The organism is Mesorhizobium sp. RSR565B (assembly GCF_054719465.1).
The window spans coordinates 2,216,159-2,242,353 of sequence record NZ_JBTTIE010000001.1; the positions used below are offsets into that span (position 1 = coordinate 2,216,159).

The 26,195-nt window shown below is 63.6% G+C and carries 28 protein-coding genes and 1 pseudogene; 13 read left to right on the top strand and 16 right to left on the bottom strand.

The features are described from left to right. The first annotated feature begins 76 nt into the window (after positions 1–76). The 3 genes and pseudogenes from ACYG9R_RS10690 (at position 77) to ACYG9R_RS10700 (ending at position 2,058) form a co-directional block, all read left to right on the top strand. Positions 77–1,054 carry a threonine ammonia-lyase gene (locus ACYG9R_RS10690; protein ID WP_023824035.1) on the top strand — a complete coding sequence of 326 codons (978 nt, stop codon included), beginning with the start codon at positions 77–79 and terminating at the stop codon, positions 1,052–1,054. An 8-nt stretch (positions 1,055–1,062) separates the two neighbouring features. Continuing rightward, positions 1,063–1,311: pseudogene (locus tag ACYG9R_RS10695) on the top strand (nuclear transport factor 2 family protein); the annotation flags it as partial. A gap of 147 nt (positions 1,312–1,458) precedes the next feature. Next, positions 1,459–2,058 (top strand): DNA-3-methyladenine glycosylase, encoded by a 600-nt coding sequence (locus ACYG9R_RS10700; RefSeq protein ID WP_023748245.1) that lies wholly within the window; start codon positions 1,459–1,461, stop codon positions 2,056–2,058. A gap of 4 nt (positions 2,059–2,062) precedes the next feature. Here ACYG9R_RS10700 and ACYG9R_RS10705 read toward each other — a convergent pair whose 3' ends face one another. Genes ACYG9R_RS10705 through ACYG9R_RS10720 form a run of 4 tightly spaced genes read right to left on the bottom strand, consistent with a single transcriptional unit; the run spans position 2,063 to position 5,767 of the window. Further along, positions 2,063–3,199: an ABC transporter permease gene (locus ACYG9R_RS10705; RefSeq protein WP_023824036.1), complete on the bottom strand. Its 1,137-nt coding sequence runs from the start codon at positions 3,197–3,199 to the stop codon at positions 2,063–2,065. Then, positions 3,196–4,116: an ABC transporter ATP-binding protein gene (locus ACYG9R_RS10710; protein ID WP_023673289.1), complete on the bottom strand. Its 921-nt coding sequence runs from the start codon at positions 4,114–4,116 to the stop codon at positions 3,196–3,198. Before ACYG9R_RS10710 ends, ACYG9R_RS10705 begins: the two co-directional genes overlap by 4 nt. Then, positions 4,113–5,066 (bottom strand): HlyD family secretion protein, encoded by a 954-nt coding sequence (locus tag ACYG9R_RS10715; protein WP_023824037.1) that lies wholly within the window; start codon positions 5,064–5,066, stop codon positions 4,113–4,115. The genes ACYG9R_RS10710 and ACYG9R_RS10715 overlap by 4 nt, the downstream gene beginning before the upstream one ends. Beyond that, positions 5,063–5,767: a CerR family C-terminal domain-containing protein gene (locus ACYG9R_RS10720; RefSeq protein WP_023728788.1), complete on the bottom strand. Its 705-nt coding sequence runs from the start codon at positions 5,765–5,767 to the stop codon at positions 5,063–5,065. Before ACYG9R_RS10720 ends, ACYG9R_RS10715 begins: the two co-directional genes overlap by 4 nt. A gap of 91 nt (positions 5,768–5,858) precedes the next feature. Here ACYG9R_RS10720 and ACYG9R_RS10725 point away from each other — a divergent pair, with 91 nt between their 5' ends. From ACYG9R_RS10725 to ACYG9R_RS10735, 3 genes are all read left to right on the top strand, one after another. Then, positions 5,859–6,356, top strand: a complete 498-nt coding sequence (locus ACYG9R_RS10725) for a CYTH domain-containing protein (protein WP_023728787.1) — start codon at positions 5,859–5,861, stop codon at positions 6,354–6,356. Positions 6,357–6,442: 86 nt separating this feature from the next. After that, positions 6,443–7,381, top strand: a complete 939-nt coding sequence (locus ACYG9R_RS10730) for a CHAD domain-containing protein (protein WP_023824038.1) — start codon at positions 6,443–6,445, stop codon at positions 7,379–7,381. Positions 7,382–7,422: 41 nt separating this feature from the next. Beyond that, positions 7,423–8,223, top strand: coding sequence for a C40 family peptidase (locus ACYG9R_RS10735; protein ID WP_023755335.1), 801 nt, complete (start codon positions 7,423–7,425; stop codon positions 8,221–8,223). A gap of 7 nt (positions 8,224–8,230) precedes the next feature. On the opposite strand, the gene ACYG9R_RS10740 is transcribed toward ACYG9R_RS10735, so the two are convergent. Further along, positions 8,231–8,821 carry a TetR/AcrR family transcriptional regulator gene (locus ACYG9R_RS10740; RefSeq protein ID WP_023732785.1) on the bottom strand — a complete coding sequence of 197 codons (591 nt, stop codon included), beginning with the start codon at positions 8,819–8,821 and terminating at the stop codon, positions 8,231–8,233. Between the two features lie 123 nt (positions 8,822–8,944). Between ACYG9R_RS10740 and ACYG9R_RS10745 the strand changes: the two genes are divergently transcribed. Both ACYG9R_RS10745 and ACYG9R_RS10750 read left to right on the top strand, forming a co-directional pair. Continuing rightward, positions 8,945–9,772, top strand: a complete 828-nt coding sequence (locus tag ACYG9R_RS10745) for an oxidoreductase (protein ID WP_023673282.1) — start codon at positions 8,945–8,947, stop codon at positions 9,770–9,772. A 64-nt stretch (positions 9,773–9,836) separates the two neighbouring features. Then, positions 9,837–10,133, top strand: a complete 297-nt coding sequence (locus ACYG9R_RS10750; protein ID WP_023673281.1) for a YciI family protein — start codon at positions 9,837–9,839, stop codon at positions 10,131–10,133. Between the two features lie 142 nt (positions 10,134–10,275). Here the strand turns inward: ACYG9R_RS10750 and ACYG9R_RS10755 are convergent, their stop codons facing one another. Both ACYG9R_RS10755 and ACYG9R_RS10760 read right to left on the bottom strand, forming a co-directional pair. Further along, on the bottom strand, positions 10,276–11,652 hold the full coding sequence (locus ACYG9R_RS10755; RefSeq protein ID WP_023824039.1) for an adenylate/guanylate cyclase domain-containing protein: 1,377 nt from the start codon (positions 11,650–11,652) through the stop codon (positions 10,276–10,278). 116 nt (positions 11,653–11,768) lie between these two features. Next, complete coding sequence (locus tag ACYG9R_RS10760; RefSeq protein WP_023714447.1) at positions 11,769–12,569, bottom strand: helix-turn-helix domain-containing protein; 801 nt, start codon at positions 12,567–12,569, stop codon at positions 11,769–11,771. A gap of 114 nt (positions 12,570–12,683) precedes the next feature. Between ACYG9R_RS10760 and ACYG9R_RS10765 the strand changes: the two genes are divergently transcribed. Then, a complete protein-coding gene (locus ACYG9R_RS10765) occupies positions 12,684–13,544 on the top strand; it encodes an SMP-30/gluconolactonase/LRE family protein (RefSeq protein WP_023824040.1) in 861 nt (286 codons plus the stop codon). Positions 13,545–13,562: 18 nt separating this feature from the next. Here the strand turns inward: ACYG9R_RS10765 and ACYG9R_RS10770 are convergent, their stop codons facing one another. The 4 genes from ACYG9R_RS10770 to ACYG9R_RS10785 form a co-directional block, all read right to left on the bottom strand. Continuing rightward, positions 13,563–15,284 carry a SulP family inorganic anion transporter gene (locus tag ACYG9R_RS10770; RefSeq protein WP_023824041.1) on the bottom strand — a complete coding sequence of 574 codons (1,722 nt, stop codon included), beginning with the start codon at positions 15,282–15,284 and terminating at the stop codon, positions 13,563–13,565. Between the two features lie 79 nt (positions 15,285–15,363). Further along, complete coding sequence (locus ACYG9R_RS10775; RefSeq protein ID WP_023673276.1) at positions 15,364–15,633, bottom strand: helix-turn-helix domain-containing protein; 270 nt, start codon at positions 15,631–15,633, stop codon at positions 15,364–15,366. Positions 15,634–15,919: 286 nt separating this feature from the next. Next, positions 15,920–16,630, bottom strand: a complete 711-nt coding sequence (locus ACYG9R_RS10780; protein ID WP_023710371.1) for a phosphatase PAP2 family protein — start codon at positions 16,628–16,630, stop codon at positions 15,920–15,922. A gap of 4 nt (positions 16,631–16,634) precedes the next feature. Next, positions 16,635–16,976 carry a hypothetical protein gene (locus ACYG9R_RS10785; RefSeq protein WP_023681268.1) on the bottom strand — a complete coding sequence of 114 codons (342 nt, stop codon included), beginning with the start codon at positions 16,974–16,976 and terminating at the stop codon, positions 16,635–16,637. A 230-nt stretch (positions 16,977–17,206) separates the two neighbouring features. Between ACYG9R_RS10785 and ACYG9R_RS10790 the strand changes: the two genes are divergently transcribed. Further along, positions 17,207–17,431 carry a hypothetical protein gene (locus tag ACYG9R_RS10790; protein WP_023687518.1) on the top strand — a complete coding sequence of 75 codons (225 nt, stop codon included), beginning with the start codon at positions 17,207–17,209 and terminating at the stop codon, positions 17,429–17,431. Between the two features lie 79 nt (positions 17,432–17,510). On the opposite strand, the gene ACYG9R_RS10795 is transcribed toward ACYG9R_RS10790, so the two are convergent. From ACYG9R_RS10795 to ACYG9R_RS10805, 3 genes are all read right to left on the bottom strand, one after another. Beyond that, entirely contained in the window at positions 17,511–18,191 is a 681-nt protein-coding gene (locus ACYG9R_RS10795) for a GNAT family N-acetyltransferase (protein WP_023824042.1), read from the bottom strand. After that, the gene (locus ACYG9R_RS10800) at positions 18,188–18,673 is read right to left on the bottom strand and encodes a MarR family winged helix-turn-helix transcriptional regulator (protein WP_023714444.1); all 486 of its coding nucleotides are present in this window, start codon (positions 18,671–18,673) and stop codon (positions 18,188–18,190) included. Before ACYG9R_RS10800 ends, ACYG9R_RS10795 begins: the two co-directional genes overlap by 4 nt. Before the next feature lie 395 nt (positions 18,674–19,068). Beyond that, positions 19,069–20,271, bottom strand: coding sequence for a flavin-containing monooxygenase (locus ACYG9R_RS10805; protein WP_348528135.1), 1,203 nt, complete (start codon positions 20,269–20,271; stop codon positions 19,069–19,071). A gap of 133 nt (positions 20,272–20,404) precedes the next feature. Here ACYG9R_RS10805 and ACYG9R_RS10810 point away from each other — a divergent pair, with 133 nt between their 5' ends. Beyond that, complete coding sequence (locus ACYG9R_RS10810) at positions 20,405–21,436, top strand: phosphatidylglycerol lysyltransferase domain-containing protein (RefSeq protein ID WP_023673268.1); 1,032 nt, start codon at positions 20,405–20,407, stop codon at positions 21,434–21,436. A gap of 193 nt (positions 21,437–21,629) precedes the next feature. Here the strand turns inward: ACYG9R_RS10810 and ACYG9R_RS10815 are convergent, their stop codons facing one another. Together ACYG9R_RS10815 and ACYG9R_RS10820 are read right to left on the bottom strand one after the other, a co-directional pair. Beyond that, entirely contained in the window at positions 21,630–22,391 is a 762-nt protein-coding gene (locus ACYG9R_RS10815; RefSeq protein WP_023824043.1) for an ABC transporter permease, read from the bottom strand. Then, positions 22,388–23,314 (bottom strand): ABC transporter ATP-binding protein, encoded by a 927-nt coding sequence (locus ACYG9R_RS10820; protein ID WP_023805831.1) that lies wholly within the window; start codon positions 23,312–23,314, stop codon positions 22,388–22,390. Before ACYG9R_RS10820 ends, ACYG9R_RS10815 begins: the two co-directional genes overlap by 4 nt. Positions 23,315–23,583: 269 nt before the next feature. Between ACYG9R_RS10820 and ACYG9R_RS10825 the strand changes: the two genes are divergently transcribed. Continuing rightward, positions 23,584–24,945, top strand: coding sequence for a cytochrome ubiquinol oxidase subunit I (locus ACYG9R_RS10825; protein WP_023824044.1), 1,362 nt, complete (start codon positions 23,584–23,586; stop codon positions 24,943–24,945). A gap of 108 nt (positions 24,946–25,053) precedes the next feature. After that, positions 25,054–26,058 carry a cytochrome d ubiquinol oxidase subunit II gene (locus tag ACYG9R_RS10830; RefSeq protein ID WP_023824045.1) on the top strand — a complete coding sequence of 335 codons (1,005 nt, stop codon included), beginning with the start codon at positions 25,054–25,056 and terminating at the stop codon, positions 26,056–26,058. Positions 26,059–26,195: the final 137 nt, after the last annotated feature.

The window sequence follows — 26,195 nt, forward strand, 5'->3', positions numbered from 1 at the left end:
GTCACATTTTTTCATTGGTGCGTGGCCTGCCTTTGCGTGCACCATGCTCCGAACTCATCGCTTTCAGGACTTCGCCATGACCACGCTTCCCGGCATCGCCGACATCCATGCCGCCGCCGCGCGGCTCTCCGGCCTGATCGCCGAAACGACCTTGATCGAATCGCTGGAACTCAACAAGCGCTTCGGCGGCCGCATCCTGTTCAAGCCGGAGACGCTGCAGCGCACCGGCTCGTTCAAGTTCCGCGGCGCCTACAACAAACTGTCTTCGCTGAGCGAAGAAGAGCGCAGCCGCGGCGTCGTCGCCTTCTCCTCCGGCAACCATGCTCAGGGCGTCGCCGCGGCGGCTGCCATGTTCGGCGTCAAGGCGGTCATTGCCATGCCGGCCGACGCGCCGGCGATGAAGATCGCCAATGTCCGCAAGATGGGCGCCGAAGTGGTGCCGTTCGACCGCTTTCGCGACGACCGCATGACGGTGGTGCGACCCTACATGGACAAGGGCATGGTGCTGGTGCCTCCTTTCGACGATCCGGCCATCATCGCCGGCCAGGGCACGATCGGTCTCGAACTGATGCGCCAGGCAAAAGCGCTCGGCGTCAGCCTCGACGCGGTCGTCATTCCCTGTGGAGGCGGCGGCCTGACGAGCGGCATTTCGATCGCCGTCAAGGATGCCTCGCCGGCCACGGCAGTCTGGGCCGTTGAGCCCGAGCATTTCGACGACACCCGCCGCTCGCTGATCGAGGGAAAAAGGGTTTCCAACGAGCCCGGCCACAGTTCGATCTGCGATGCCATCCTCACCGCAGAGCCCGGTGCCATCACCTTCGAGATCAACCGCAAGAACCTCGCCGGCGCCATCGCCGTCTCCGACAAGGCGGCCGCACAGGCGGTGCGCGACGCCATGGCCTATCTCAAGCTGGTGGTCGAACCCGGCGGCTGCGTGGCGCTGGCGGCGCTCTCGTCAGGCGAGATCGAACTGTCGGGCAAATGCGTCGCCGTCGTGCTGTCAGGCGGCAATGTCGATTTCACCACCTATGCCGAGATCATGGCCGCGGCCTGAGAACCGATATGGCAGACGCTGAGATAAGGGCGGCTCTCGATCGCCATTGGGCTGCCTCCGATGCCAATGATCTCGAGACGGAGCATCAGATCTATCGCGAGGACGCGGTGCTCGATTATCCGCAATCAGGCGAGCGCATCAGCGGACGGCACAACATCCAGTCGTCGCGCGCCACGCAGCCCAACCGGAAGCGCTTTGCCGTGCGGCGGATCACCGGGTCAGGCGACCTCTGGATCACCGAATATGTCCTGACCTATGACGGGATTCCGTCCTATACGGTGAGCATCATGGAGTTCGTCGATGGCAAAGTGGTTCGCGAGACCCAGTATTTCGGCGATCCGTTCGAGCCGGGGCAGTCGCGCGCAATGGGTCGAACGGATACCTTGAAACACGGCGGCGGTAGCATGACCGGCCACCATCCGCTCGATCGTGCCGAACTGCCTGATGATACGGCCGATCTCGCCCGCTATCTCATCGGCAAGCTCGTGGTGCGGGAGCTGCCGGAAGGCATCGTCAGCGGCCGTATCGTCGAGACCGAGGCCTATGTCACCGGCGACGCCGCCGGGCACGGCTATCGCGGCATGACGCCGCGCAACCGTTCGCTGTTCCTCGGGCCCGGACACGCCTACGTCTACCTCGCCTATGGGGTCTCCTGGATGCTCAATGTCTCGAGCGAGGGGCCGGGCACCGGCACCGGCGTGCTGATCCGGGCGCTGGAGCCGCTCGAAGGCATCGCCATCATGCGGCTGAACCGGGGCGTGGAGCGCCTGCGCGACCTGGCGCGCGGGCCGGGGCGGCTCGCCCAGGCATTGCGGATCGACCGTTCGCTGGACGGCCTCGATCTGTGCCGCCAAGGCCCGCTATGGCTGGCAGCCGACGAGCATCAGGCCAGCGACATCGGCCAAGGCATCCGCATCGGCATCACGAAGGATGCGGACCGCCCGCTGCGGTTCTATGTCAGGGGCAGCCCGTTCGTCAGCGGTCCGCGATCGCTCAATTCCTGAACGCTCAGTCGAGCGTGCGCCTGAACCGCACCAATGCGACGCCGGCAAACAAGGCCACGAACCCGACCAGCCAGGCGATCTCGCCCGCAACCGCCGGCAGTTCGGCGCCCTTCAGCATCACCGCGCGGGTGATGCGCAGAAAATGCGTCAGCGGGAAAATGTCGCCGAAGGTCTGCGCCCAGCCCGGCATGCCGCGATAGGGGAACATGAAGCCGGACAGCAGGATCGACGGCAGGAAGAAGAAGAAGGTCAGCTGCAGCGCCTGCATCTGCGTGCGGGCGATGGTCGAGATGGTGTAGCCAAGCAGCACCAGCGCCAGCACGAACACCAATACGGCTGTAAGCAGCAGCGACATGGAACCGGTGAAGGGGATGGCGAACAAGAGCTTCGACGCCGCCAGCACCACCACCACCTGGACGCCACCGACCACAAGATAGGGCAGCACCTTGCCCAGCATGATCTCGAACGGGCTGGACGGCATGGCGAGCAGGTTTTCCATCGTGCCGCGCTCGGTCTCGCGGGTCAGTGCGATCGAGGTCATCATCACCAGGGTCATCTGCAGGATGACGCCGAGCAGGCCGGGCACGATGTTGTATTGCGAGATGCCTTCCGGATTGTAGCGCTGGTGCACCACCACATCGAGCTGGCCCCTGGCGGCCTCACTCGCCGCCTCCTGCATGCCTTGCGCCCGAAGCAGCGCCTGGCTGGCCACTTTGCTTAGCGTCGAGATGGCGCCGCTGGCGGCGGCCGGGTCGGTGGCGTCGGCCTCGATGAGTATCTGCGGATTGTCGCCGCGCTCCACCCGGCGGCCGAAATCGGCCGGGATGGTGACGACGAAGGCGACATCGCCGCGCGCCATCAGGAATTCGGCAGCCTCGGCACTTTGCGCAACATGGTCGAAGCGGTAGTAGCCGGTCGTCTGCAGGGCCGCGACAATGGCGCGGGTGTAGGGGTCATTGCTGGTCGCCACCAGTGCGGCAGGCAGGCTTTTGGGATCGTTGTTGATGGCGTAGCCGAACAGCACCAGCTGCAAAAGCGGCACGCCCAGCATCATGGCGAAGGTGATGCGGTCGCGCCGCATCTGGATGAATTCCTTGATCAGCAGCGCACCGAGCCTGGCGAAGGAGAAGACGCTGTTCATGCCATATTGTCCTTCGAGCCGGACATGAACTGGATGAAGACGTCCTCGAGGCTGGTCTCGCCGGGTTTTACGCTGACGCCCTTGTGCTCCTTCTCGACATCGGCGAGCGCCTTTTCGAGCTTTGCCTTGTCGGAGCCGACGACATGCAGCGTCGCGCCGAACGGCGCCACCTGGTCGACGCCGGGCCGGTCCCTGAGTGCATCGGCGACCTGGTCGAGGCGCGGTCCCTGCAGCACGAAGGTGGTCAGACCGGCATTCGTCACCACCTCGTCCACCGTGCCGGTGGCCAGCATCTTGCCGTAGGAGATGTAGCTGATGCGGTGGCAGCGCTCGGCCTCGTCCATGTAGTGGGTGGACACCAGCACGGTCAGACCGCCGCTCGCCAGCCGGTGGATCTCGTCCCAGAATTCGCGCCGCGCCTTCGGATCGACGCCGGCGGTCGGCTCGTCGAGCAGCAGCAGCTTCGGCTTGTGCATGATGCAGGCGGCCAGTGCCAGCCGCTGCTTCCAGCCGCCCGACAGCGTGCCGGCGAGCTGGTTGCGGCGGCTCGTGAGGCCAAGCTCTTCCAGCGTTTTCGACACATGCTCCTCGACCGGCTTCAGTCGGTAGAGCCGCGCCACGAATTCGAGATTCTCGCCGATCGTCAAATCCTCGTAGAACGAGAATTTCTGCGTCATGTAGCCGACTTCGCGCTTGATGCGGAGCGACTCGGTGCGGATGTTGAAACCCAGAACCGTACCTTCGCCCTCGTCGGGCGTCAGCAGGCCGCACATGATGCGGATGGTCGTCGTCTTGCCGGACCCGTTGGGCCCGAGAAAGCCGACGATCTCGCCCTCGGCCACCGTCATCGTCACATGGTCGACGACAGTCTTGTCGCCGAAGCGCTTGACCAGCCCATGAACGTCGATGGCGTTCATTTTGCGGAGGCCGCCAGCTCGACATCGACGATCTGTCCCGGCTGCAGCGCTTGCGCCTTGCCCTCAGGCCGCGCCTCGACGAGGTAGACCAGCTTCTGCCGGTTCTCGAGCGAGTAGATCACCGGCGGGGTGAATTCCGGGTCGGGCGAGACATAGCTGACGCGCGCCTTCACCTCCGGCCCGCAGCCGTCGCAATGGACGACAAGCAGCGTGCCGACCTTGATCGACGAGAACGCACTTTCCGGGACATAGACGCTGAGCTTTACCGCACCGTCCGGCAACATCGAAATGACAGGCGCGGTCGGACCGGCGGTGTCGCCGGGATTGCGGATGACGTCATTGATGCGGCCGGGCGAGGGTGCCGCCAGCACGCGCTTCGACAGCCGCCACTCAGACTGCTTCAACGCCGACTGCGCCTGTTTGACCTGATTGTCTGCCGCCTTGATCGTTTCGGGACGCGCAGGCAGACCGCCGACGGCAAGGTTGGCCTGCGCCTGGCCGACCTGCGCATTGGCGGTCTCCAGCGTCGCGGCGGCGGTGTCGTAGTCGGCCTGCGTGCCGGCGCCACGCTTGAACAGGTCGGCGGCGCGGTCGTATTTGCGCTTGGCATCCGTGGCCTGGGCCTTGGCCATGTCGACCTCGGCCTTCAGCACCGCGATCTCCTCCGGCCGCTTGCCGATCTGCAGGTCGGCAAGCTGCGCCTGCGCCTGGGCGAGCGCGGCCCCTGCCTGGGCGACGGCGATTTTTGCGTCGGCGCTTTCGAGAGTCACCACCGGCGTGCCTGATACAACACGGTCGCCGCGCTTGACCGCGACGGTCTCGACCTGCGCCACCTCGATCGGAGCCAGCAAGACATAGTCGCCCTCGACATAGCCGACGGCAAGCGGCGCTGCCGGCGCGCAGGCGCCGAACAGCTTGGCCGCGAGAGGCAGGGAACAGAGAAAACTCATCGCTTGCCCTCCTTGCGGGCGACCGGATTGCGGGCCGCCAGTATGGCGCCAAGATTGCCTGTCACCGCCGCCACCACCTTGGCGGCCTCGGTGTTGCCGATCTCGCGCCAGCCCATACGACGCATCACTGCTTCGCGACCGATGCGGAAATAGATGACCTGGCCGATCAGCGTGAAGACCACGAGCTTGGTGGCCTCGCTTTCGGCCGGCTCGCCCGTCGCCTGTTCCCAGATCTGGCAGAGGCGGCGATGCGTCGGTTCGAACACCCCGTCATAGATGCGGTCGAGTGCGGCGGTCGGATGCGTCAATTCCCTAAGTACAAATTGTACGATATCGCCAGCTTCCGGTCTGGCTACGATAAACGCCACCATCGCTTCCAGCGCGGCGAACAATTGTGCCCTCGCCGCCTCCGGGCCGGCTTGACCCGGCAATTGCGTGCCGCCGAGCGCCTGGCCGGCAACCGACTGGATGGTTTCGACGATGTGGTCGGCGGCGGCCGCGCGCAACCCTTCCTTGCCGCCGAAATGATAGGCGATCGAGCCGATGTTGGCCTTGGCCTCGGCGGCGATCTCACGCGTCGACGTGCCGTCGAACCCTTGCCGTCCGAACAGCTTGAGCGCCGAAAGCACGAGTGCGGCGCGCGTCTGCTCTGCGGGGGATGTCTCCTGGCGGGGCGTTTTATCGGCTACGGTTTTGATCATGCTGGGCACTTAATCAATCGATTGATTAAAGTCAAATTGATTATCCGCGGCGGCTTGCCATGTCGGGCCGCAGACGCTTTAGTGGGCGGCCATGGGCAAGGAAGTCGAACGCAAGTTCCTGGTCTCCAGCGCCGAATGGCTGGAAATGGCCGAGGCGAATATACGCATTCGCCAGTTCTATCTTGCCGCAACACCCGGCCGCACCGTGCGCGTGCGCATCAGCGACGGCAGTTCGGCGAAGCTGACGCTTAAATTCGGCAGCAAGATCCGCGAGCGTGACGAATACGAATATGAAATTCCACTGGCGGACGCAGAGGAGATGCTGGCCTTCGCCATCGGACATGTCATCGAGAAGACACGCCACCATGTTAGGCATCGCGGCTATCTCTACGAAGTCGATGTTTTCGGCGGGATTCTAGCCGGCCTTGTGGTGGCCGAACTGGAGACGCCGGAGGATGTACCTGACGAAATGCTGCCTGATTGGCTCGGCCGCGAAGTGACCGGCGAGCAGAGATTTTACAACGCGTCGCTCGCCCTAGAGCCGGATGATTTTAGGTCGGGTCGACCTAAAATCGGAATCCGGCTCTAAATCAAAAGAGATGGAGCATGATGTCGTCCGAAAACCGCTTCACACTTTTCGGCATCATGCTCTAGGGGGATTCCGGAGATCGCCGCATGAGCTTTCGCATCGATCCGCGCCTGTCGCTGACCGGCGAGGTCAGGCGTATCCTTGGCGAGGAGATCGGCAAGGCGCTTGCCCATCTGGCCGTCGCGCGCGACCAGCCGGAGCAGGCATTGCACAAATGCCGCAAGCGGCTGAAGAGCGCGCGCGCCTTGCTGCGGCTGGTCCGTTCCGGAAATGAAACATTCTGTCGGACTGAGAACCAATGCTACCGTCAGGTGGCGGCGCTGCTTGCCGGGCCGCGCGAGGCGACCGCTCTGGTCGAGACCGTCGACCGGCTGGCAGCCGCCTTTCCCGAGCAGGTTGCCGGCGGCGGCCTCGACAGCGTGCGCGACCGGCTGATTGCCCGCCAGCATGAAATGCATGCCGGCGCCGGCCTCGACGCCGCCATAGGCGCGGCCACCGCCGCCTGCGAGGAAGGCCTCATCAGGATAGAGCGGCTGCTGCTCCCCGATCTGCCTGAGCATGCAGCCGATGTGCTTGCGGAAGGCGCTCGCAAGACCTTGCGCCGTGCCAGGAAGGCGCTGGACCGGGCGGGATCGCGCGGCGAAGCAGAGGATTTCCACGATCTGCGCAAGGCTGCCAAGACCCACTCGATGCATTTGTCGCTGCTCGGCCGGCTGTGGCCGACGCCGATCAAGGTGCGGCGCAAGGCAGTTGATGAACTTGGCGAAAAACTCGGCGAACTGCACGACGTCTTCGTCATGCGCGTGTTGCTCGAGGCCGACGGTGAGCCGCTCGGCGATGCGCAGGACACAAGGCTTCTTGGCAAGCTTTTGAAGCGCTCGGAAAAAAGCCTGAAGAAGAGCTGCCTCGCCGGAGCGGCCGAGCTGTTCGGCGACAGCCCCAAGCGCTCGACAAAGAAACTCGCGCGCAATGCGCGCGACGACCTCGCCGGCCCGGTATTGTCGAAAGAGGTCCCGGTCGGTTGATCATGGCCGAGGACGTCACCTCGTGCTAGTCACACTTTACCATGACCGCGCCGCGCGACACGCTTCTCGACCGACTTGGCCGCTGGCTTGCCGGCCGGCTGCAGGACGAATCCTCGGGCTATGAGCCCTACACGCCGTCCGACGCCGAGACGTTGCGGCGCACGCTCGAGCCCGGCGACATCCTGCTCATCGAAGGCAACCAGAAGATCTCGGCGGCGATCAAATACCTGACCCAGTCGACCTGGTCGCATGCGGCCTTCTATATCGGCGATGCCTTGTCCGAGCCGGAGGACGGATCGGAACGGCGTCGGCTGATCGAAGTGACGCTCGGCGAAGGCTGTGTCGCCGTGCCGCTGTCGCGCTACCGCACCTACAACACCCGTATCTGCCGGGCGAGCGGGCTGACCCCGGAAGACCGCGACCATGTCGTCGCCTTCATGATCGGCAAGCTCGGCCTGAAATACGATCTCAAGAACATTTTCGACATGCTGCGCTTTTTCCTGCCGACGCCGCCGGTGCCGGTGCGCTGGCGCCGCCGCATGCTGGCTTTCGGTTCCGGCGATCCGACGCGCGCCATTTGCTCGACGCTGATCGCCGAAGCCTATGGCGAGATCCGCTACCCGATCCTGCCCGAGATCACCCGCGCGCCCGGCCGCGCCTCGGCGCAGTCGAACTATTCGCGCCGCGAAATCCTGCACATCCGCCACCACTCGCTTTACACGCCGCGCGACTTCGACCTGTCGCCCTTCTTCCGCATCGTGAAACCGACGCTGGAATTTGGTTTCGACTACAGGGCGGTGACCTGGGAAGATAGGGCCGCTGAGGCGAAGGCCGCCGAATAGCAACCATTCAAACCGGCGCCGGTGGCGAGTGGCGCCCTATGAGATCATTCGAGACAGTGTCGATGATCTCAGCGGAAAGCGTCGGATCGGGCACGACGCGGGAGAGGATCACCGATCCGACCATTTCCGCTAGGAATGCGATCGCGGCACTCCGCTTCGCGGCCGGGTCGCTTCCCGGCAGGAGTGAAATGATCAACGCGACATAATTGCTGACGATGCTTCCGAAGAACGATCGAAGCGCTGGATCGTCGTGCCGGGCGGCATCGGCCGCCAGTGCGGTGAGGCTGCATCCGTGCCCCGGATTGTCGCGATGATGGTCCGAGATGTAGTGGCGCACGAGCGTCTCAAACGGAGTATCGGTCGAAGCGAGCCGGGCGGATAGATCGGCGCTCATGTCACTGAAGGCCCGCTGCATGGCCTGAACGATGAGGTCGTCCTTCGACTTGAATTGTCGGTAGAAGCCTCCGTGGGTAAGCCCGGCCGCGCTCATCAGATCGGCAATGCCGATCCCGTCGATCCCTTGTTCGCGGAAGAGCTTTGCGGCGGTATCGATGACCCGCTCTCGATTTAACTCGACCATCTCCTTGCTCACCTTCACGACCGCATCCTCTCCTATTGATGATGATCGACATATAAGACGTGGCGGAGGCGCTTGACAATGATTATGGCGGTCATTATCACCTAATGATTACGATCATAATCATTAGGCAGGAAAGTTGAGATGACACAAGTTCAGTCGCGCGCCGAGAAGATCGCGCTGATCACCGGCGCTTCGGGTGGCATCGGGCATGCGGCCGGACTTGCGCTCATCCGGGCGGGGTATCGCGTGTTCGGCACCAGCCGCCGAGCTGCGCCCAACGAAGTGCGTCAGGGCATTCACATGGTCCCTTGCGACGTCACCGATGATGGGTCCGTCAGAGACGCCATCAAGCAAGTTGTCGCCCTCGCCGGCCGGATCGACGTACTGGTAAACAATGCGGGCCGCAGCCTGATCGGCGGCGCCGAGGAATCATCGGTCGCTCAAGCCCAAAGCCTGTTCGACATAAATGTCTTCGGCATCGTTCGCATGACCAATGAAGTGCTGCCCATCATGCGCAGACAGGGCGAGGGCCGGATCATCAACATCAGTTCGGTGTCCGGTTTCCTGCCGGGGCCATTCACCGCCCTCTACACCGCCACCAAACACGCAGTCGAAGGATATTCCGAGTCGCTCGATCACGAACTTCGAACGTTCGGCATCAGGGTTTCCCTTGTCGAGCCCGCCTTCACCCGCACCGGACTGGAAGAGAACGCCGAACAGCCTGACCGGATTTCCGGCGTCTACGAACAGGGGCGCTCAGCCATGAATTCGACCTGGCGCAACAGAATCGCGAGCGGCGATCCGGTGGAAGCCGTGGCCGACAAAGTGGTACAGGCAGCCACCGAAAAGACGCCGAGCATGCGCTATACGCCTGGCAAAACGGCAGGCCGTCTTCGCTTCATGCGGCGCTTCGTGCCCGAAAACATGTTCGACAAGAGCTTCCGCAAGCAGATGGGCGTGGCCGATTGATCTAAAATCACGGCATCGCCAGGCCAGTCCGGCAGGCGAGCCTCCTTTCGCCGAGGAGCGACGAATGAAGTCCTATTTGTGCAAATATATTCCGCCGCGTTCCGACTTTCTGGCAACGATGACCACCGATGAGGAAGAGTGGATGAAGGAGCACGGAGCATTCCTGGATGACCTGCTTGAAAAGAGGCTTATCGTCGCGCACGGCCCCGTGATGGACCCGGCTGGCGGTTATGGGGTGTCGCTCTACCGGATTGCCGATGATCTGGACATAGAGGCGATCACCTCGGAGGACCCGATCGTGAAGAATGGCGCCGGGCACTACGAACACCATCCGATGCTGCATTTGAAAACGCACGGCTAACCATTTCGACCAAACCGCATCGATGCGGCAGCGAAAGTCGCTCTCGAACGGGCCAGCTTTGCGCACGCTGGCGGGCGCGATCCTGTCGAGGTTTCTGGCGTCCATCCTGCCGAGGTGCAGGCGTCTCACATGGCGGCCTGCATCACGCCGAAACCGCGATGGCGCCCTGGTTTTCGGCCCTGTGTTCGACCCAGACATGGACCGGTTCGTCCCGGCCGCGGATGCTCACCGGCCCATGATCGCGCGCATTCAACCGTGTCGTTGGCGATTCCGCCTTCGCGGCCTCAATCAGTCGTGACCCAAAGCAAATATTCGCCTGAAGTTCCCGGCAGAGCGCCTGCAAACGGCTGGCGACGTTGACGGTGTCGCCCACCACCGCGAAGGACAGGTTGCGCTCGCTGCCGACCGCGCCGAGGACGACGGCGCCATATTGTGCACCGATCCGAACGTCCAGCGGCGGATATCCCCTGGACACACGCTGGACATTCCAGTCTTCGATAGCGGCGATCATCGCTTCAGCGCACCGGATGGCCCGGGTTGCGTCGTCATGGCTGGCTTGCGGAACCCCGAAGGTCGCCATGATGCAATCGCCGATATAGTTGTCGACGGTGCCATGGTGGTCGAAAACGACCTGCTCCATGCGACGGTGGAACTGACGCAGTAGTTCGAACACTGCTTCGGCCGGATGATCCTCGGAATAGTGTGTGAAGCCGACGATGTCGGCGAACAGCACCGCGATATCCTGCCGGCGGACCGGACCGAAGGGCTCGTCATCCGAGGCGAGCTGGTCGACGACATTGGGCGAAAAATGCCGGGCGAGATTGGCGCGGGCGCGCTCTGCCTTGACATAGTCTTCCGACAGATGCCGGGAACGGGAGACGACCAGCGCCATGATCGCGCCGATAATCAGGACAACCAACACATTGGTCGCCTGCGCGAACGTATCGACGAAATTGGGGTTGAGATAGAGATTCAGTCGCTCTGTCATCGGCAGCGAATAGAGGTTCGTTGCCGGAATGACGGTTCCCGCATGCAAAACCACCCATCCCACCCCGATCGTCCACGTCAAGGCCGCGAGCGCGCCGAGATAGAGCGCCAATCGCGTCGAAAGGGTCAGCGCGCCTAGGCATACGAAAATCAGCAGGAATTTGAAGCTGCCCTCGCGCAGTTGCATCGCAGCCGGCGCGACCTCGAGGGAAAACGGGTTGGGCGTTACCAGCAGAACGGTCAACAGAATGATGTCCAGCGTACCGACGAGGTAACCGATCCACCATGGCGCGTTGCGACGGCGCGCAAAGCGAAACTGGATCAGGCCGACGAGCTGGAACAGCGCTAGGCCCGCCAGCACGAAGAGCAGCGAGGCCTCCCAGCGGCTGATCAAGGAAAAGAAGCAGGAGATCACGGCGAGCGATGCCGTGCGCGCCCAGAACTGCAATGCAGCACCCTGGCGTTCTGCGCGCTCCCGCAAATTTTTCAGGCGCGAATAGCGGCGAAGTTCAAGTGTTGGCGCGGTCGGCATAGGATCACTTCGATTTTGCGGGGACGGTCACGCATTCGGCAAACCCGCCCCGTACAGTCTGGCAAATCAGCGCGCGAACTCTATCATGGTTTCGTTTTTGAAACGCGGCTGGCGCGTCAAGCCGGCAACGGGCGGCGTCCCTTTGCCGGAGCGGTGGGCCGGTCGGACGCACCGGCATCCCTGGGGTGCGGGCCGATCGGCATGATCGCCGGAAACGGGGTTGCGCCAAAAGCAAATGTCCATTTGTAGCCGGTCAGCCCGTCTTCCGGCGTCGTGTGCTGGTCGTGATGGGCGAGCAGTTTGGCGCGCTCGGCCAGTTCCTCCGCCTCGCGCTTCACCATCTCCGCCGTCTCCGGCCGCATCCGCCTGGAGAAAGAGACGAAGGTCGCTTCCCGCTCCAGATGGGTGATCGCCCAGCCGATGAAATTCTTGTTTGTCATCTCGAATAGCGGCCTGAGCGGCCCTTCGAAATTCCACTGGATCGGTGTGTCGACCAGCAGCCGTGCCGACAACCCGCTGCCCAGCGCAATGAGGCCGAGCGCTTCGAGATCGCGCAGATAGAGGAACATCGACGCTTCGCTCAAGCCTTGCGAGCGCATGACGCCCTCGGGCGTAAATTTCTCCGACAGCATGACGAAGATGAACAGCAGCGCCGGCCGTCCCGCAAGCTTGCGCTCGACCTCCGGCGCGATGCGGTTGACCGGTCCCGGCCCCCGGTTCATCGACCCCAGCACGTTTTCCAGCTCGACGCCGGCGGCAGCGCAGATCCCGACGAGACGGTCGAGCTTGCAGTTGCGCTCGTGGAAGATGCGCTTGACCGTCGGCTCGGAAACGCCCATCCGCCCGGCAAGCTCACGATACGTGACGCCCTTGGCCTTCAGCGTCCGCTTCAGCGCCTCGAAGATCAGGCTGTTCATGGAATGCACCTCTTTTGCGCCATTTCGTATCGGTTTCCGATACTAGCTCGAATCGTCCTTCCGGAAAGTATCGAAACTCCTAGCTCTCCGCCATCCATCACAGGAGACCTGGCCATGAAAACCCTCATCCCCTCTATTTGTCTCGCCGCCTTCGCTATCGCGCTCGTGCCTGCGGCCGAGGCCGCCGAACTCTGGCGCGCATCGGGCTTCGAGCAACCGGAATCGGCGCTGTTCGATGCCGCCAACCACCGCATCATCGTCTCCAACATCGTCGGCAATCCCGGTGAAGCCGACGGCAACGGCTATCTCTCGGTGCTATCGCTGGACGGCAAGGTCGTTAGCCGGCACTGGACCGCCGGCATGGATGCACCGAAGGGCTCGGCGATCTCCGGCGGCAAGCTCTACGTCGCCGACATCACCAAGGTGCGCATCGTCGATCTCGCCAGCGGCAAGCTCATCTCGACCATCGATGTGCCCGGCGCCGTTTTCCTCAATGACGTGACATCGGACAGTTCGGGCAAGGTTTATGTCACCGACATGCTTGCCGATGCGATCTACCGCATTGACGGCGACAAGCCGGAACTTTTCGTGAAGGATGCGAAGCTCGCCGCACCCAACGGCATCTTTGCCGATCGCGACCGGCTGATCGTGGCGTCCTGGGGCAAGGGCATCAAGCCGGACTTCAGCACTGCCGCGCCCGGGGGCCTGCTGTCGGTCGATCTCGCGACGAAAGCCGTGACGCCGCTGCCTGGCGCACAAAACTTTGCCGACCTTGATGGCGTCGTCGCCATCGGCGACAGCATCTACGCCACCGCCTACATGACCGGCAGGCTCTATCGCTACAAGGTTGGCGGCACGCCGGAGGCTGTGGCGCAGTTCAAGCGGGGTAGCGCCGACATCGGCACCGACGGCAAATCCGTGATCTATGTGCCGCTGATGAACGAAGGCGAGATCGCGGTGCTGAGCCTGGACTGACGGCGCACACTTGCCGGCTCAGCCAGCGGGCGCGGCTTTGAGTTGCGCCCGCGCATCCTTGATCGAAGCGGCAAAGGTCACCAGCGGCCGCTTGACCCCGTGGTTGATCAGCATGCGCCGTGTCTGCGCCGAGGCGCCGGCGATGATGAAACGCACCCCGGCGCGCTTCGCCTTGTGTGCCGCGCCCTCGATGACATTGGCCGCGGTGGAATCGAAGAACGGCACCGCCGAACAATCGAGGATGAAGTTCTTGCGCTGGTCGGCGATGCGGTCGAGCACCGTGCCGACAGTCGAGGCGGCGCCGAAGAAGAAGGCGCCGGAGATGCGATAGACGACGGTGTCGGCGTCGCTTGCCTCGCTTGCATCGTAGGCGCGGCCGCTGCTGTCGGCGACATCGTCCTGCACCAGCGGCAAATCCGCCTCCACGGCGATCGACTTGGCCATACGATCGATGAACAGGATCGAGCCTAGCGCGAAACCGACGACGATGCCTTCGGTGAGGTCGCGGAAGACGACGATCAGGAAGGTTGCCATCAGCACCAGGGCGTCGCCGCGCGAAGCGCGCAGCAACGTGGCGAAGGCCTGCTTCTCGAACATGTTCCAGCAGACAACCGCCAGCACACCCGCAAGGGCGGCAAGCGGGATGTAGCTGGCCAGCGGTGCGGCCACCAGCATGAAGACCAGCAGAAAAAGCGAATGCAGCATGCCGGAAACCGGCCCATGCGCGCCGGCCCGCACATTGGTGGCGGTGCGGGCGATGGTGCCGGTGGTGCAGATGCCGCCGAACAGGGCAGACGCGATGTTGGCAAAGCCTTGCGCCACCAGTTCGCAATTGGAACGGTGACGCCGCCCGGTCATGCCATCGGCGACCACGGCCGAGAGCAGCGATTCGATGGCGCCGAGCAGCGCAAAAGCCACCGCATCCGGCAGCACCGCAAGCGCCTTGTCGAGGTTGAGTGCCGGCAGTGCCGGCAACGGCAGGCTGCGCGGAATGCCGCCATAGCGGGTGCCGATCGTTTCCGCCGGCAGCGAAAGCAGCGCCACGACAAGGGAGGCCAGTCCGACGGCGATCAGCATGCCCGGCCAGCCGGGCCGCCAGCGCTTCACCCCGACGATGGTGGCGATGGTCAGCGCCGCCACCAGCGTTGCCGAGATATTGAGCGTGCCGGCCGCGTGGCCGATCGCCATCAGCTTCGGCAGCAGCGGCCCGGGCTCCGGCCCGGCAAGCCTCAGCCCGAACAGTTCGACGATCTGGCCGGAGAAGATGATGACTGCGATGCCGGCGGTGAAGCCGACCGTCACCGGGTAAGGGATGAATTTGATATAGGTTCCGAGCCGGAGATAGCCGATGGCGAGCAGGAAGATGCCGGCCATCATCGTCGCCAGCAGCAGTCCGTCAACGCCTTCGCGCTGCACCGTCGCCGCCACCAGCACGATGAAGGCGCCGGCCGGGCCGCCGATCTGGAAGCGGCTGCCGCCGAGCGCCGAGACGATGAAGCCGCCGACAATGGCCGTGAACAGGCCGCGCTCCGGCGTCACGCCCGAAGCAATCGCAATCGCCATCGACAGCGGCAACGCGACAATAGCGACGGTCAGCCCGGCCATGAAGTCGGCCTTGAACTGCGGCAGGCGGTAACCTTCGCGCCAGACCGTCACCAGCTTGGGCGTGAACAGCTCTGAAAATGTCGGCTTTGCCGACTTCTGGGCCGGTTGATGCACTGCCCGCCGGATCTGATCCATGGACTGCCTTCCGCTTGCGTGAAGGCGGCGGGATCGTCGGCAGGACTGTCGGCGGTCGCCGTCGCGACTATATGCCGGCTCAGCCTTGCGGGTTCGGCGGCGCGACCGGCTTGAGGCGCACGCCCCGGCCGCCGCGCTCGCTGGTCTGGTTCTCGCCGATGAGCTCCACCCCGGCCTCGTCGAGAGCCTGGATAACCTTCATCAGCGTATCGACCACACCCCTGACCACGCCGTCACTCGCTTCCATGCGCTGGATTGTCGGAAGCGAAACGCCGGCACGCTCGGCGAGTGTCTTCTGATCGATGCCGGCCAGCGCCCTCGCGGCGCGCATCTGGGCGGCAGTGATCATCGGTCGGAACCCCCGTCTGAGTCTGCGGAGACGACGTGTAATACAATCATAGTGATGTTTCAACCATCATAAAGCATACATGAAACATGATCTCCTCACAAAGCCGGATGGCGGGATACGGGATGAGCATGCTACGTTAACCGCCTTGGCTCTTTGGCGGGGAAATATCAGTTGAAGATTTTCAGGACCTTGACGACGTCGGCAGCCTTGCTGTCGGCGGTTTTTCTGCTGGCAGGCTGCGGACACGGGCTGATCAACCGGCTGATTTGAATGTCGCTCCGGATCGTCAATCTTCGGGCTCGTTGCCACCGGCCACCGCCTTGTTCCGCTGCAGCATTCGCGCCGCCAGCCAGCACAGCGTCGCCCAGGTGAAGCCGGCGCACCATCCCGCCAGCACGTCGGAAGGCCAGTGGACGCCGAGATAGACGCGGCTGACGCCGACCAGCAGCGTTACCAGCACCGCCAGGCTGAGGACATAGATTTTCGTCGTTCGTCCCGGCAGGAAGCGCGCTGCCAGCGAGCCCAGCGTGAGATAGGTCACCGCCGACAGCATGGCGTGGCCGCTGGGAAACGACAGCGACGTCTCGTTGGCCAGGTGCGAGACAAGATCGGGGCGCGGCCGGTCGATGCCGGCCTTGAGCAAGGTCGACAGCAGCTGCCCGCCAGCCACCGCGACAAAGATCAGCAGCGCCGTCCTCGGCCTACGGATCAGCAGGAGGTAGACGATCACCGCCGTTACGATCAGCACCAGCACGCTGGAGCTGCCGAGGCTGGTGATGTCGCGCATCGCGCCTTCCAGCCATGCCGGGCCGACGGGAACATCCGGCTGACCCACTTTTCGGAAAGCGAGCAGGATCTCAGTATCGAAAGCGTGCGGCGTGGTGGCCCGCGCCACCTCCATCAGTTCCTCGAAGCCCCACAGCCCGGCGGCTATCACCAGCCCGGCCAGCAGCACCGGAAATTCAAGCCAGTTGGTGAACGCACGCGGGGTCTTCATCGGATTACAGTCGCCCCTGCAGGTAAGGCCCGAGCGAGATCAGCACCACCGCCGCGATGGCCAGCACGATGCCGGTCGCCTGCAAGGCATTGACGCGTTCGCCGAAGAACACCAGCGCCACCACATTGACCGCCACCAGCTGGATCACCGCCGACAGGCTGAACGACACCGACATGCCGAACTCACGAACCAGCCGCAGCATCATCAGATTGCCCGCCGTATAGAGCGCCAGTGTCAGCACGATCTTGCCAAGGCTTGGCGCCAGCCCCCATTGCTTGGCCGCGATGGCCGCCAGCAGGAAGATCACCGTCGAAATGACGAGCTGCGCCAGTCCCCAGAAACTCACTTTTGTGCCTCGCTGTCCTTTGTGGCAGCTCTTGTTTCGCAAGCGTGGCGGCACGTCAAGCAGACTGCGGCGGAACAGGCCACGGCCGAGGTGCTGAATGAATGGCAGCGCGATCGCGGTCTGACTGCCACGCTCGGTCGGATTCGTGCAAACCCAGGCAGCTGCGCTCAAGCATTAGAAAAGAATGGACTTTTAAACATGGCGTCCTACGTCTTCTGGAGGAGACTGCGATGCCAAAGTCCGTCTATGACCGTGGCCTGCTGAAACCCGACGACATCGCCAGGCTGCAACGCGTGTTCGACGAAGCCTGCCGCAGGCGCGACGTGCATCCCGATTCCGCGGATGCGCGGGAGATCGCGCTGAACCTGCTTGCGCTGCACAATGCCGGCATGGTCGAGGAAGATATGCTTATGGAAACCGTGGGTTTCCGCCGGTTGGAGCCGAAATCAGCCTGAGGCCTGCAAGGCGGCCTGGAGCAATTCCAGAAAAGTGTGAAGCGGTTTCCGTCCGGAATTGGGTAAAAAACAAAGGCCTCTAGCCGGCGCGCTGCACGACGGCCACATTCATCTCTGCCCTCAGCCTGAAGCCGATGGACTCGTACAACCGGACCGCGCCGGCATTGCTGGCATAGGCATGCAGGTAGGGAATTTCGCCGCGCGCAAAAATTCGGTTGGCCACGAACACCGACAGCAGCCGGCCGAGGCCGCTGCCGCGAAATTCGGGATGCGAGCAGACGCCGCTGAGTTCGCTGTAGCCGGGCTGCTTCATGCGCTCGCCGGCCATCCCCGCCAGCCGGCCGCCGATCTTCACGCCCCAGAACTCGCCGAGGCTCAGCGCCTTGAGCGTGAACGGGCCGGGCTTGGTCAGTGACGCCAAAGCAAGCATCTCGGCCGCGTCGTCCTGCGTCAGCTGCTGCACACGCTCGTCCGACACGGAAGGCAATGGCGCCTCGGCAACCATCTGAACGCCGAAGGCGGTCACGGTCGCGGTCAGTTCCGGCGGCAAGGCAATGGGGTCCGCCTGGAGCATGAACACGCTCTGACCTGCAGGAATGAGGCTTGCGAGCGCCTGCAGGCTCTCAGCGCCGTCTGCCCCGGAAGCCGCGAAGGGGACGATCGAGGAGGGATAGCGCCTGGCGAGCCTGTCGCCATACGCAAAGATCCGATGCCGCGTGTCGAGCGCGCTCCAGACCGGACGATCGAGGACATGGCTCATGGCGCAGCATCCTGCTTCACACGACGATCGAGCGGGGCCGCCGCCAGGCCGTCCTCCATTGCCGAGAGTTGTTCGAGAAGCGGCCCTGCAAGGCCTTTGCACAAGTCGGCAACGGCGTTCTCGATGCGCGGCCAAACGTTCCGCTTCGCCTTGTCGACCAGGCGCTGGCCGTTCGCGGTCAGCGAGATCATCCTGCGGCGCTGGTCGTCGTCCGATGGCGCGGCCTCGACCAGCCCCAACTCGGCCAGCAGCGCCACGCTGCGCGTCACCCCCGGCTGGGTGATCCCCAGTGACTGCGCCAGTTCGCCGACAGGCAGCGGCCCAAGCCGGTCGAGCGCGGCCAGCAGAGGATACTGGCTGGACTGCACCGGCACCTCCAGCCCATCGAGCATGCGCTGCGTATCGGCCTGCAACTGCTCGCCGATGCGCTTCAGCCTGCTGCCGAGGGTGAGATAGCCAAGGGATCGAATGATGTCTTCCATGGGTGGTCCGTCTCCTGGATAAGTATAACATGTTATATAATAATGCAATGAACGAGTTCAAGCGCCTGTTTTGGAAGTTGGCCGCAAGCATCTCAACTTCGTCGTCCTTGGGCGAAGCAGGAGCGAAGCTCCGTCGCGGAGACCCAGGGGTCATGCCTTGGCCGTGGAAGCAGCGGAGCAGAACCTGCAACGCAGCGTAGCTCAGAAGTCACGGCATGGATCCTCGGGTCTGCGCCGCGTCGCTACGCTCCTTGCTTCGCCCGTGGATGACGACGGGATCGGCGTTTCAGCCAATCGCCAGGATATTCGATCCCGTCTTGCAGATGCGTTGAACCACCAGTCCGCGCCACAGCAGCAGCCCGAAGTGCGGTGGTTCTCCGTCCAGAAGCGCTCGTCTACAACCCCTTGGCGATCTGACGGGCAATCGCTTCGGCCTGCAGGCCGGCGCTGTGAAAATAGCTGGTCAGGCTTGGCCGCATGCCAATGAACCACAGGCCGGGCTGGCCGCTCGGGATGCCGCCATTGGCCTTCGGCACGCCCTTGGCGTCGAGCACGCCGAGATCGCCCAGCATGGCCTCCAGGCCGGTGCGATAGCCGGTTGCCGCAATCACCACATCCGGCTCGAGCACCGTGCCGTCGTTCAGCCGCACGCCAGCGCCTTCGAAAGCCGCCACCGGCGCCACCACCGAAATCCATCCGGCCTTCAGCGCGGCGACGGCGCCGTCATCAACGGCAATCGCGATCTGCTCGACACCGAGCCGGCTGGCGCCGCCCTTCGGCGCTGGCGGCAGGCCGAAGCGGGTGAGGTCGCCGAACACCAGCCGCTGCGTCGCGGCAATCGCGGCATCGGCAATCCAAGTCGGCAGCATCGCCATGAAACCGCCGAAGCGCGCCACCGCGACCTTGCCGATCCGCTTCGGCATCAGTGACGGACCCTGCCTGGCTGACAACCAGATGGCCTTGGTGTCGGCACGGGCGAGGTGGTTGAGCACGTCGAAGCCGGAATTTCCGGCCCCGACCACCAGCACGCTTTTGCCCACATAGTCCTGCGCTGTGCCGAAATCGGCGGCGTGGACAAGTTTGCCAGTGAAAGTCGCCTTGCCTTGCCAGTCCGGCGTCCATGGCAAGCGGTCGCGGCCGGTGGCGACGATGACATTGCGGGCGCTCAGCGTTTCCCGGCCCGTATGGACGAGCCAGCCATTGCCTCTGCGTTCGATCCGCTCGACGGCGGTGCCGAATTCGACCCTTATGCCGCGCCCGCGGGCAAAATCCTCGAGATAACCGACGATGGCATCCTTGTTCGGAAAGGCGGCGGTGCGTGGCGGATAGGCAAGGCCGGGCAGGGCCGACAGCGCGCGATGCGTGTTGAGGGTCAGCTTCTCGTGCCGCCGTCGCCACGGTTCGGCGATCCGCGGCTCCTTTTCAAGCACGACGACCCGCACGCCGCGCCGGCCAAGCGCGTCGGCGGCCGCCAGCCCCGCCGCTCCGGCGCCAATGACGATAACCGTATCGTCGAGTCCTTTCGGCCCCAGGACGATAGGCATCGTTTCGCTTGTCGCAGCCGCCATTCGGTCGAGATTTCCTTTCAGGTGCGCCATGGGGACCCGTCCTATATGGCACGTCCCATATGGCACAGGGGCGATATGATCGATAATGAGGTCGCGTCAATGCGACTGATTCGAGGCCTTGGGGGCAAGCCTCTGTTTATCATCGGCACGCGGAAGCTCGACCATGCCCTCCTTGCGCATCTTTCTCGACAGACTGCTGGAGGGCGCCGCAGCCAAGGTGCCGCGCCAGGATTTTTCGCATGTCGAGCGGCTGGCGCTTGTCCGCCGGCACGGCGACTTCTCGCTGGCCTATTCGACCGCCGTGCAGCAAAAACTGTCCTATTTCGGCGACGCCGACGGCTACATCGCCTTCGGCACCAAGATGAAGCACCATTTCGCGCTCGGTGACCCGGTCGCCCATCCGGCCGATCGGCCCGACTATATCAGGCGCTTTGTCGAAGCCGCCGACAGCCCGTGGTTCGTGCAGATCGGCGAACCGACGGCGCGCGTTCTGGCAGGGCTCGGCTACCAGGTCAACCGCCTCGGCGTCGACACGCGGCTGGAGCTGCCGGCTCACGATTTTTCCGGCAAGCGCAACGAAACCGTGCGCTATTCCGAACGCTGGCTCTTGAAGAAGGGGTTTTCCTTTGGCGAAGGAGCGGTCTATCTCGACGAGGTCCAGCGCCTGTCACAGAACTGGCGGGCCGACCGCATCGTCAAGCGCTGGGAGATGGCGTTCCTCAACCGCCCCTTTGCCGATCATCTCGGCATCGATATGCGCCGTTTCGTGCTCTACAGCCCGGAAGGCGAGCTCGTCGCTCTGCTCGATTTCGATCCGATGTTCCGGGATGGCAAGGTGATCGGCTACACCACCTCGTTCAAGCGCAAGCACATCGATGCCTCGCCGCATGCCGAAATCGGGCTGACCAAATTCGCCGTCGACCGGTTTCGCAATGAGGGCATTTCGGTCGTCACGCTCGGCCTGTCGCCGATGCTCGATGTCGGAGCCAACAGCTTTGCCGAATCGAGCTTCTGGCGCAACGCCTTCGAGCGGGCCTATGAGTCGCCCTGGGTCAACCGCAGCAAGTTCAACCTCAAGGGCCAGGCGGCGTTCAAGCGCCGCTTCCATGGCGTCGAAGAACCGACCTACATCGCCTTCCGCGAGGGCAGGCTGATCGAGATGCTGGGGTTGCTGCGCCTCATCAAGGCGATCTAGCAAGAAGCGTGGCGGCCAACGTGGCCAATTTGCCCCCAGCAAAACTGTTGATTTGACCGGCGCACGGGCGATCGCCTATTTGCATGTCGCTCAAAAGTGGTCCCGGTTTTGAGCAAACGACATGCATAAGAACAAAGACCTAATGCGCGTCGCCTGAGTCCGTTCAAACGCGACGCGCTTTAGAGCGGCAGGGTCAGTTGCGCAGCCGGTAGCCGGTGCGGAAGATCCAGGCGACGATGGCGATGCAGATGGCGAGGAACACCATCGTCATGCCCAGGCTGACGGCGACCGAGACATCGGAGTTGCCGTAAAAGCTCCAGCGGAAACCGCTGATCAGGTAGACGACCGGGTTGAACAGCGTCACCGTGCGCCAGGTCTCGGGCAGCATGTTGATCGAATAGAAGCTGCCGCCGAGGAAGGTCAGCGGCGTGATGATCAACAGCGGCACCAGCTGCAATTGCTCGAAGCTTTTCGCCCAGATGCCGATGATGAAGCCGAACAGGCTGAAGGTCACCGCCGTCAAGACAAGGAAGGCCAGCATCCAGAACGGATGCTGGATGGTGAGCGGCACGAACAGCGAGGCCGTCGCCAGGATGATCAAGCCGAGGATGATCGACTTGGTCGCGGCGCCGCCGACATAGGCGATGACGATCTCCAGATACGACACCGGCGCCGACAAGAGCTCGTAGATGGAGCCGACGAATTTCGGGAAATAGATGGCAAAGGAGGCGTTGGAGATCGACTGCGTCAACAGTGAGAGCATGATCAGGCCGGGCACGATGAAGGCGCCGTAGCTGATGCCGTCGATCTCGGTGATGCGCGAGCCGATGGCCGAGCCGAAGACGACGAAATAAAGCGATGTCGAGATCACCGGCGAGACGATGCTCTGCAGCACGGTGCGGAACGCACGCGCCATCTCGACCCGGTAGATCGCCCATACTGCTCGCCAATTCATGGCTCTTGCCTCAATAGATTGACGAAGATCTCCTCGAGCGAGCTGTTTTGCGTGTCCATGTCGCGGAACTGGATGCCTGCCGTCTCGAGTTCGCGCAGCAGCGATGCGACGCCGGGGCGTTCGCTCTGGTTGTCATAGGTGTAGGTCAGCTGTGTGCCATCGTCCGACAGCTCCAACGCGTAGTGCGAGAATGCACCGGGAATGGCGGTGAGCGGGTTGCGCAATTCGACGATCAGGCGCTTGCGGCCGAGCTTGCGCATCAGTTCGGCCTTGCCCTCGACCAGGATGATCTCGCCGCGGTTGATGACACCGACACGGTCGGCCATCGCCTCGGCCTCTTCGATATAGTGCGTGGTGAGGATGATGGTGACGCCATCGTCGCGCAGCCGCCGCACCATCGCCCACATGTCCTGGCGCAGTTCGACGTCGACGCCGGCCGTGGGTTCATCGAGGAACAGGATGCGCGGCTCATGTGACAGCGCCTTTGCAATCATCAGCCGCCGCTTCATGCCGCCCGACAGCGTGATCGCCTTGGCGTCCTTCTTGTCCCACAACGACAAGTCGCGCAGCACCTTTTCGACGAAGCCCGGATTGGGCGGCTTGCCAAACAGGCCGCGACTGTAGGTGACGGTTGCCCAGACGCTCTCGAACGCGTCGATGGTCAGCTCCTGCGGCACCAGCCCGATCAGGCTGCGCGCGGCGCGGTAGTCTCGGTTGATGTCGTGGCCGTCGACGGTCACCGTTCCCGACGAACGGTTGACGATGCCGCAGACGATCGAGATCAGCGTCGTCTTGCCGGCGCCGTTCGGCCCCAGCAGCGCGAAAATCTCGCCGCGTTCGATGTCGAGGTTGATTTCCTTCAGCGCCTTGAAGCCGGTGGCGTAGGTCTTGGTGACCCCGGAAATCGAAATGATGGAAGGCAAATTCGTGGAAGACATGAGGCCGAAAACGACTGTTTGAAAGAGGCGGGGATTATTATTGCGCTGAATGTCGGTGCGCACGGCGCGAAGTCAATGCCGCTGCTGACAATTGTGGACAAACGTTCCCCTTTTGCCGTTTCGTATGGGGGTATCGGGGCACTGACGGATTGATCCCATCTGCTGCGACAACGCGCCCCGCGTGACGCCAAGCCGCTTTGACCGGACCGCATCCGCCGCCTATTCTGCGCCAACAAACAGCAGCCGGAGCCCGCATGGACCCGCTCATCCTGTCGCGAATGCAGTTCGGGGCGAATATCTCGTTCCACATCCTGTTTCCGACCATCACGATTGCGCTTGGCTGGGTGCTGCTGTTCTTCAAGCTCCGCTACAACGCCACCGGCGATTCCGCCTGGATGCGCGCTTATTTCACCTGGGTAAAGGTGTTCGCGCTGTCCTTCGCCATGGGCGTGGTCTCGGGCGTCACCATGAGCTTCCAGTTCGGCACCAACTGGCCGGGCTATATGGAGCATGTAGGCAACATCGCCGGGCCGCTGCTTGCCTACGAGATCCTCACCGCCTTCTTCCTCGAAGCGGCCTTCCTCGGCATCATGCTGTTCGGCTTCCGCCGCGTCTCCAACCGCGTCCACACGCTGGCGACGGTGTTGGTCGCCGGCGGCACCACGCTGTCGGCCTTCTGGATCATCGCGCTGAACTCCTGGATGCAGACGCCGGCCGGCTTCGAGATGATCGACGGCAAGGCGCATCCCGTCGACTGGTGGGCGATCGTCTTCAACCCGTCCATGCCCTACCGTCTGACGCATATGCTGCTTGCCTCCGGCCTGACGGTGTCGTTCCTGATCGCCGGCCTGTCGGCGCTGCGCTACCTCACCGGCGACCGGTCGGAATCGATGTGGAAGGCGCTGCGCACCGGCGTCTTCACCGCCGCCATCCTGATCCCGATCCAGATCTTCGCCGGCGACCAGCACGGGCTGAATACGCTGGAGCACCAGCCGCAGAAGATCGCCGCCATGGAGGCGAACTGGAATACCGGCCCCAACGTGCCGCTGGTGCTGTTTGCGCTGCCCGACGAGGCGGCGAAGGAAAACAAATTCGAGATCGCCATTCCCGACGGCGCCAGCCTGGTGCTGCGCCATTCCACCAGCGGTATGGTGCCGGGGCTCAACGACTATCCCGGCCTGCATCCGCCGGTCTTCCCGGTGTTCTGGGGCTTCCGCATCATGGTCGGCACCGGCATTTTGATGCTCATCGTCTCGTGGTCGGCGACCTTCTTCCTCAAGCGCCGCCACAGCCTGCCCAAGCCGCTGGCCATGCTGATGGTGCCGATGGCGCTCTCCGGCTGGCTGGCGACGCTGGCCGGCTGGTACACCACCGAAATCGGCCGCCAGCCCTGGCTGGTCACCGGCGTGCTGAAAACCGCCGACGCTATCGGCCCGGTCGCCGGCAGCCATGTCGCGCTGACGCTCGCCATCTATCTCATCCTCTATGTGCTGCTGCTGATCGCCTATCTTGGCGTGCTGGTGCACCTGGCGCTGAAGGCCGCCAAGGACGGCGATACCTCGCCGCTGCCGGGCGTCATGAAGACGGCGATGTCGCAACCGGCCGCAGCGGAGTGAGGAATGGTCCGCGTAGCGGACGAAAAGCCAACGATTTGGCTTTCCGAATGACGAACGCCCGGAGCCATAGCGAAGGGCAGAACCGTTGATGAGAGGGATGACAGACCGATGAGCTTCGACTGGCCAACCGCGCTGCCCCTGATCTTCGCCGGCCTGATGGGCCTCGCCATCCTGATCTACGTCATTCTCGACGGTTTCGATCTCGGCATCGGCATCCTGTTCTCGGTCGCCGAAGATGCCGAGCAGGACACCATGATCGCGGCAATAGGCCCGTTCTGGGATGCCAACGAGACCTGGCTGGTGCTGGCCGTCGGCCTGCTCCTGGTCGCCTTTCCGCTGGCGCATGGCGTCATCCTCACCGCGCTCTACATTCCGGTCTTCGTGCTTTTGGTTGGCCTCATCCTGCGCGGCGTCGCCTTCGATTTCCGCGCCAAGGTGCCCGCCGGCAAGAAGCATCGCTGGAACCGCATTTTCTTCCTCGGTTCCGTCATCGCCTCGCTGGCGCAAGGCTATATGCTCGGCGTCTATGTGCTCGGCCTCGATGTCGGTTTTGGCGGCACCGCTTTCGGGGCGCTGGTGGCGCTCTGCCTGTCGGCGGCCTATGCAGCGATGGGCGCGGCCTGGGTCATCTACAAGACCGAGGGCGAATTGCAGAGGAAGGCGGTGGCCTGGCTGCGCACGGCCCTTGTGCTGACCGCGCTCGGCATGGCGGCGGTGTCGCTGGCGACCCCATTCGCCAGTCCGCGTATCTTCGCCAAATGGTTCGTCTGGCCCGAAATGCTCTATCTGTCGCCGCTGCCGATCCTGTCGGCGCTGCTGTTCCTGTGGCTGTGGCGGCAGACCTTCCATCTGCCCAAGCCCGACGATCGCCACGCGCTGCGGCCGTTCCTGACGCTCGCCGCCATCTTCGCGCTCGGCTTTGCCGGGCTTGCCTGGTCGTTCTACCCCTTCGTGGTGCCCGACAGGCTGACCATCTGGCAGGCGGCGTCGGCGACGGAAAGCCTGGCCATCATCCTCGCCGGCACGGTGGTCGTGCTGCCGGTGATCATCTTCTATTCGTTCTATGCGTATCGGGTGTTCGGGGGCAAGGCGACGGATCTGACGTATGATTGAGGGGAGCTGATCTCCCCCCTTGAGGGGGAGATGGCCGGCAGGCCAGAGGGGGTCGCCGCGCGTGGAGCGCTAACCTTCTTCTGCCGCAGGAGGTCGCGTCCGGTCGGACCGACCCCCTCTGTCGCCTCCGGCGACAT

What these genes read in the sequence shown, in the direction of transcription:
- ACYG9R_RS10700 (WP_023748245.1), top strand. Translation starts at nt 1,459, where the DNA reads ATGACCGGCCACCATCCGCTCGATCGTGCCGAACTGCCTGATGATACG.
- ACYG9R_RS10810 (WP_023673268.1), top strand. Translation starts at nt 20,405, where the DNA reads ATGCCCTCCTTGCGCATCTTTCTCGACAGACTGCTGGAGGGCGCCGCA.
- ACYG9R_RS10830 (WP_023824045.1), top strand. Translation starts at nt 25,054, where the DNA reads ATGAGCTTCGACTGGCCAACCGCGCTGCCCCTGATCTTCGCCGGCCTG.
- ACYG9R_RS10725 (WP_023728787.1), top strand. Translation starts at nt 5,859, where the DNA reads ATGGGCAAGGAAGTCGAACGCAAGTTCCTGGTCTCCAGCGCCGAATGG.
- ACYG9R_RS10795 (WP_023824042.1), bottom strand. Translation starts at nt 18,191, where the DNA reads ATGAGCCATGTCCTCGATCGTCCGGTCTGGAGCGCGCTCGACACGCGG.
- ACYG9R_RS10755 (WP_023824039.1), bottom strand. Translation starts at nt 11,652, where the DNA reads ATGCCGACCGCGCCAACACTTGAACTTCGCCGCTATTCGCGCCTGAAA.
- ACYG9R_RS10825 (WP_023824044.1), top strand. Translation starts at nt 23,584, where the DNA reads ATGGACCCGCTCATCCTGTCGCGAATGCAGTTCGGGGCGAATATCTCG.
- ACYG9R_RS10780 (WP_023710371.1), bottom strand. Translation starts at nt 16,630, where the DNA reads ATGAAGACCCCGCGTGCGTTCACCAACTGGCTTGAATTTCCGGTGCTG.
- ACYG9R_RS10710 (WP_023673289.1), bottom strand. Translation starts at nt 4,116, where the DNA reads ATGAACGCCATCGACGTTCATGGGCTGGTCAAGCGCTTCGGCGACAAG.
- ACYG9R_RS10800 (WP_023714444.1), bottom strand. Translation starts at nt 18,673, where the DNA reads ATGGAAGACATCATTCGATCCCTTGGCTATCTCACCCTCGGCAGCAGG.
- ACYG9R_RS10765 (WP_023824040.1), top strand. Translation starts at nt 12,684, where the DNA reads ATGAAAACCCTCATCCCCTCTATTTGTCTCGCCGCCTTCGCTATCGCG.
- ACYG9R_RS10750 (WP_023673281.1), top strand. Translation starts at nt 9,837, where the DNA reads ATGAAGTCCTATTTGTGCAAATATATTCCGCCGCGTTCCGACTTTCTG.
- ACYG9R_RS10730 (WP_023824038.1), top strand. Translation starts at nt 6,443, where the DNA reads ATGAGCTTTCGCATCGATCCGCGCCTGTCGCTGACCGGCGAGGTCAGG.
- ACYG9R_RS10735 (WP_023755335.1), top strand. Translation starts at nt 7,423, where the DNA reads ATGACCGCGCCGCGCGACACGCTTCTCGACCGACTTGGCCGCTGGCTT.
- ACYG9R_RS10770 (WP_023824041.1), bottom strand. Translation starts at nt 15,284, where the DNA reads ATGGATCAGATCCGGCGGGCAGTGCATCAACCGGCCCAGAAGTCGGCA.
- ACYG9R_RS10790 (WP_023687518.1), top strand. Translation starts at nt 17,207, where the DNA reads ATGCCAAAGTCCGTCTATGACCGTGGCCTGCTGAAACCCGACGACATC.
- ACYG9R_RS10805 (WP_348528135.1), bottom strand. Translation starts at nt 20,271, where the DNA reads ATGGCGCACCTGAAAGGAAATCTCGACCGAATGGCGGCTGCGACAAGC.
- ACYG9R_RS10760 (WP_023714447.1), bottom strand. Translation starts at nt 12,569, where the DNA reads ATGAACAGCCTGATCTTCGAGGCGCTGAAGCGGACGCTGAAGGCCAAG.
- ACYG9R_RS10690 (WP_023824035.1), top strand. Translation starts at nt 77, where the DNA reads ATGACCACGCTTCCCGGCATCGCCGACATCCATGCCGCCGCCGCGCGG.
- ACYG9R_RS10715 (WP_023824037.1), bottom strand. Translation starts at nt 5,066, where the DNA reads ATGAGTTTTCTCTGTTCCCTGCCTCTCGCGGCCAAGCTGTTCGGCGCC.
- ACYG9R_RS10815 (WP_023824043.1), bottom strand. Translation starts at nt 22,391, where the DNA reads ATGAATTGGCGAGCAGTATGGGCGATCTACCGGGTCGAGATGGCGCGT.
- ACYG9R_RS10775 (WP_023673276.1), bottom strand. Translation starts at nt 15,633, where the DNA reads ATGATCACTGCCGCCCAGATGCGCGCCGCGAGGGCGCTGGCCGGCATC.
- ACYG9R_RS10705 (WP_023824036.1), bottom strand. Translation starts at nt 3,199, where the DNA reads ATGAACAGCGTCTTCTCCTTCGCCAGGCTCGGTGCGCTGCTGATCAAG.
- ACYG9R_RS10720 (WP_023728788.1), bottom strand. Translation starts at nt 5,767, where the DNA reads ATGATCAAAACCGTAGCCGATAAAACGCCCCGCCAGGAGACATCCCCC.
- ACYG9R_RS10745 (WP_023673282.1), top strand. Translation starts at nt 8,945, where the DNA reads ATGACACAAGTTCAGTCGCGCGCCGAGAAGATCGCGCTGATCACCGGC.